Below are 4536 nucleotides of genomic sequence, written 5' to 3'. Positions count from 1 at the left end.
GATGGTAAAGAGTAACGCATTCCTGGTGTTCCCATAGAAATACCATCACTCACACCAATGGTGTTGAATATTAATCCAATAACATCTTCATTCTTGGTACCTTCTTTAACCAGTTTTGCTAAGTCATTGAGGTGCATGTTGCATGGATTACCTTCGTAACCTGTACTTGCAATACCTATAATTGGTTTGAAAAAATCTTTTTTTGTTAATCCAATAGCATGTAACATTGCGTGTGCTGCTGGTTGCGTTGGATCTTGTGTAACTGTTTTACTGTACTTGTTTAATTGAGTCATAAAATATTTTAACAGCATCCAAAATACTTGTTTGATTTCTTCTATTTTGTATTATTCTTTATTTCACTCTAAATTCAATACTAAAAAACCTATCTTAATGAATTGGTTTTTAGACAATTAAACAACAACTTATATGATGTTCAAAAGCGTTGTTTTTTTGATTAAAATTCTAATTCACTCTTAAAAGTCTCCAACCTTCGTTAGAATGATTTCTACTAAAATTATTTTTCTTGGTTTAGCGCCACTTTTTCACAATCCTAAACATTAACCTAAAGACAAATATTTTGATTTTAAAATAGATTAACATCCTCTCAATTTTGTTATTGATTTTTATTTACAATTAAAAAATGTAGGCTAAAACTTTTCGTTTTTACCCATAATTATTTAGTAGAATTGATTTTAATGATTAATAAATCAGAAATAGTTATAGAACATTTAATAAAAATCATCTTTGTTTAATTATATTTAATAAATATTAAACAAAATATTATGGATTTATTATTAGAAGAAGCACTAGAGTTTGAAAACATGAAAATGAGTCACATGTCTACAAGTGATAGGGTTAAAGCCTCAAGAAAAGCGAAATCTTTAATTTTAAGCATAAATGAATTTTATAAAAAAAATAAAGATGAAAATTTAATGGATGTAATGAAAAGGCTGACAGATAAAAAGAAAAAAATCGAAAAACGCCTTAAAGGAAGACCAACTACATAAAATAGTAATTTTATAATACTCCTTTAATATATTAATTATTAGACCTTTAAATAGACCTATCGAAAATATTTATGATTTAATTATTAGAAAATCAAATTCATTTAGTTATTTTGTCGTTTAATAATAAAGAATATATGGAAACTCTATTAACCGAAGCTCAAGAATTCGAGGATATGAAAATGAGCAACATGTCAACTAGTGATCGTGTTAAAGCGTCTAGAAAGGCAAAAGCTATAATATTAGGCATCAACGAATTTTACAAAGAGAGCAAAGATGAAAAGCTAATGGATGTTATGAAAAGAGTAACAGAAAAAAAGCAAAAAATCGAAAAACGTCTTAAAGGAAGACCGTCTTCTTAGTAAGAAAATTATTAAATTTATAAATGGATTTAACTTTGTTCTTAAAGTTAAATCCATTTTTTGTTAGTACCAATACATAAACACGACAATAGTACATAGATTTACATCTTAGCACAAATTAAAACTTAAATGAGCAAAACATATTACGATCCAGCAGATCTTAGAAAATTTGGAAAAATTAGTGAATGGAATCAGGAATTGGGTGATAAATTTTTTGACTACTATGGAAAAGTATTTGAAGAAGGAACACTTACTGCTCGCGAAAAATCACTAATAGCATTAGCAGTAGCACATACAGAACAATGTCCTTATTGCATCGATGCTTACACCAAAGACGGCTTACAACGTGGTATAACAAAAGAAGAGATGATGGAGGCCTTACATGTAGGAGCTGCAATAAAAAGTGGTGCAACTCTTGTGCATGGCGTACAAATGATGAATAAAGTGAATAAATTAGAAATGTAAATATGATGCTTAATTAAGCATCTGTTTTTTGCATTTATAAAACACAAAACTATAACCTCAAATCTTACGTAAATAGTTTAGTAAAAATCAAGAATGGGTAAATTAAAAACACAATCGTTACAAAAAAGAGATAGCGATTTAGCAAATAGCAATAGGCAATTAGAAATTTTATCAAACGGAATTTTTGCAGATGGAGAATTACCAACGTTTAAAGATAAAATTTCAGAAACTAATCAGTTTCCTTTAAAAGCAAAAAAACTTGAAATTCTTCAAATTAATGTTGGCTACATGTGTAACCAAGTATGTGAGCATTGCCATGTAGATGCAGGTCCAGACAGAAAGGAGATTATGACGCGTGACACTATGCAACAAATTCTAGATGTTATAAAAACAACTGGAGCACACACATTAGATTTAACAGGAGGAGCACCAGAAATGAACCCTCATTTTAGATGGTTTGTTGAAGAAGCTTCTAAAGTTGGTGTAAAAGATTTTATTGTACGTTCTAATCTAACCATTATTCGTGCTAACAAAAAGTATTACGATTTACCAGATTTCTTTAAAAAACATAATATTCATGTGGTATCTTCTATGCCACATTGGACAAGAGGAAAAACAGACAAACAACGTGGCGAAGGTGTTTTTGACATGTCTATAAAAGCTTTACAAGAATTAAACGAACGCGGCTATGGTATGCCAGGAAGTGATTTAAAATTAGACCTTGTTTACAATCCAAACGGAGCATACTTACCAGGTGACCAAGCAACAATGGAAAAGGATTTTAAAAAAGCTTTATTAGAAGATTTTAATATACAATTCCATAATTTATTCGCTATTACAAATCTCCCAATTGCTCGTTTTCTAGACTATTTAATAGCATCAGAAAATTACGAAGATTATATGCACGCTTTAGTAGACGCCTATAATCCAGCAGCTGTTGAAAACGTTATGTGTACCAATACGCTTTCTGTTAGTTGGGATGGCTATTTGTTTGACTGTGATTTTAACCAAATGCTAGCATTACCGGTGAATAGTAAGTCTAAACACATTAGCGATTATAAAGAAGAATTATTAGAAGGCAGAAATATTGTAATTTCTCAACATTGCTATGGTTGTACAGCAGGAGCTGGGAGTAGCTGCCAAGGTGTTGTAGCTTAATACAAAAAGCATGCGATTTTAGATAACTTAGATAAAGAAATTTAGACTGTTAAAAATTATTTGAACGTTGTTACTTTAGAAGGTTATATTTTATTTAATGGAAACTTAAACGTAAAGATTAAATTATCTAAAACTTTAAAAATAAAAGTATTGTTTACAAGTTTCATATAAAGTAAATATTTCTAATTAATTACAAAACATTTTTATTGAAGGGATTTTTATCTACTTTAGAGAGAGCCTTGCAAAGTTTTGGAATTATTCTATAAAATCATTATTTTAGACCACTATGAAATACGTACTAATAATACTTCTTACTTTCTTTTCTAGTCAAGTTTTTGCACAAAAAACACTAGACGATTTACTAAAAAAACATAACGATAATGGTGTGCCTTATATTTCTGTAGAGGAATTAGCAATGCCAAAAACAAAGGCTATTATTCTAGATTCTCGCGAACCTAAAGAATATAACGTAAGCCACATTAAAGATGCTGTTTTAGTTGGATATGATGCATTTGATATTGCTTCAGTTGAAAAACAATACCCTAATAAAAATGAAAAAATAGTAGTATATTGCTCTTTAGGTATAAGAAGTGAAACAGTTGGCGAAAAGCTAAAAAAAGCTGGATACACACGTGTTTTCAATCTTTATGGTGGTATATTTGAATGGAAGAACAAAGATTTTAGCGTTATCGATTCCGAAGAAAAAGAAACAGAAAAAGTGCATACTTTTAATAAAGCTTGGAGTAAGTGGTTAGAAAAAGGCAAAAAAGTTTATGAAGCTGATAAAAAAGAAGAAAATAAAAATTAATGCATAAAAACCTCATTATAACATTTACCAGAAACCCAGAACTGGGCAAAGTTAAATCGCGTTTAGCTAAAGGTATTGGAGAGGCATCAGCTTTAGAAGTTTACAAACTATTATTAGAACATACTAAAAATGTACTTTTAAAATTAGATTGCGACAAGGCTGTTTATTATTCTGTTAAAGTTAGAGAAAACGATATTTGGAACCCTAAATTTTTCTCAAAACATCAGCAATTTGGAGATGATTTGGGAGAACGTATGTATAATGCTTTTGATAATGGTTTTAAAAAAGGTTACGAAAAAATTATTATTGTTGGTAGTGATTTATACGACTTAAATGCTGAAACAATAACTAAAGCCTTTAAAAAACTAGACCAAAATGACAACGTCATAGGTCCTGCAGAAGATGGTGGCTACTACCTTTTAGGGATGAAAACTTTACATCCTTCGGTTTTTAAAATAGAAAATTGGGGAACAGAAACAGTTTACAAACAAACAATTTTAAAATTAAACGACAATAGTGTGTATGTTTTAAATAAACTTAACGACATAGACTATGTCGAAGATTTAGTACCTTACACCGTTTTTAAACCTTATTTAAATAATTACTAAAACAACTTAATATGAAAACAAAATTACTTTTAATCTTAACCTTAGTTTTAACTTCTCAGTTTGTTGCTGCACAATGCACTACTACTGTATCTAATTTTGGCAACAACAGTAGCATTACATCGTATAATATT

7 protein-coding genes are annotated in these 4536 nt (G+C 29.5%); 6 read left to right on the top strand and 1 reads right to left on the bottom strand.

Annotation, left to right across the window (positions count from 1 at the left end):
* Positions 1-293: dihydroxy-acid dehydratase (locus tag Q0C58_RS11865; protein ID WP_290701858.1), on the bottom strand; the 293-nt coding region annotated here is incomplete at its 3' end.
* Positions 294-782: 489 nt separating this feature from the next.
* On the opposite strand from Q0C58_RS11865, the gene Q0C58_RS11860 reads away from it, so the two are divergent.
* The 6 genes from Q0C58_RS11860 (at position 783) to Q0C58_RS11835 (ending at position 4405) form a co-directional block, all read left to right on the top strand.
* Positions 783-1007 carry a hypothetical protein gene (locus tag Q0C58_RS11860; RefSeq protein ID WP_290701855.1) on the top strand — a complete coding sequence of 75 codons (225 nt, stop codon included), beginning with the start codon at positions 783-785 and terminating at the stop codon, positions 1005-1007.
* Positions 1008-1141: 134 nt separating this feature from the next.
* Complete coding sequence (locus tag Q0C58_RS11855) at positions 1142-1366, top strand: hypothetical protein (RefSeq protein ID WP_290701852.1); 225 nt, start codon at positions 1142-1144, stop codon at positions 1364-1366.
* 129 nt (positions 1367-1495) lie between these two features.
* Complete coding sequence (locus Q0C58_RS11850; protein ID WP_290701850.1) at positions 1496-1831, top strand: arsenosugar biosynthesis-associated peroxidase-like protein; 336 nt, start codon at positions 1496-1498, stop codon at positions 1829-1831.
* Positions 1832-1924: 93 nt separating this feature from the next.
* Positions 1925-2989, top strand: a complete 1065-nt coding sequence (gene arsS, locus Q0C58_RS11845) for an arsenosugar biosynthesis radical SAM (seleno)protein ArsS (RefSeq protein ID WP_290701847.1) — start codon at positions 1925-1927, stop codon at positions 2987-2989.
* A 286-nt stretch (positions 2990-3275) separates the two neighbouring features.
* Positions 3276-3797, top strand: a complete 522-nt coding sequence (locus Q0C58_RS11840) for a rhodanese-like domain-containing protein (RefSeq protein ID WP_290701845.1) — start codon at positions 3276-3278, stop codon at positions 3795-3797.
* Positions 3797-4405 (top strand): TIGR04282 family arsenosugar biosynthesis glycosyltransferase, encoded by a 609-nt coding sequence (locus tag Q0C58_RS11835; protein ID WP_290701843.1) that lies wholly within the window; start codon positions 3797-3799, stop codon positions 4403-4405. The genes Q0C58_RS11840 and Q0C58_RS11835 overlap by 1 nt, the downstream gene beginning before the upstream one ends.
* Positions 4406-4536 lie beyond the last annotated feature (131 nt).

Source organism: Lacinutrix sp. (assembly GCF_023299985.1).
Classification (GTDB): domain Bacteria; phylum Bacteroidota; class Bacteroidia; order Flavobacteriales; family Flavobacteriaceae; genus Lacinutrix.
The sequence above is the reverse complement of the archived record's forward strand: the minus strand, read 5'-3'. Positions and strand labels throughout refer to the sequence as shown.

Coding starts and splice junctions, on each gene's coding strand:
- Q0C58_RS11860 (WP_290701855.1), top strand. CDS start 783: ATGGATTTATTATTAGAAGAAGCACTAGAGTTTGAAAACATGAAAATG.
- Q0C58_RS11855 (WP_290701852.1), top strand. CDS start 1,142: ATGGAAACTCTATTAACCGAAGCTCAAGAATTCGAGGATATGAAAATG.
- arsS (WP_290701847.1), top strand. CDS start 1,925: ATGGGTAAATTAAAAACACAATCGTTACAAAAAAGAGATAGCGATTTA.
- Q0C58_RS11835 (WP_290701843.1), top strand. CDS start 3,797: ATGCATAAAAACCTCATTATAACATTTACCAGAAACCCAGAACTGGGC.
- Q0C58_RS11840 (WP_290701845.1), top strand. CDS start 3,276: ATGAAATACGTACTAATAATACTTCTTACTTTCTTTTCTAGTCAAGTT.
- Q0C58_RS11850 (WP_290701850.1), top strand. CDS start 1,496: ATGAGCAAAACATATTACGATCCAGCAGATCTTAGAAAATTTGGAAAA.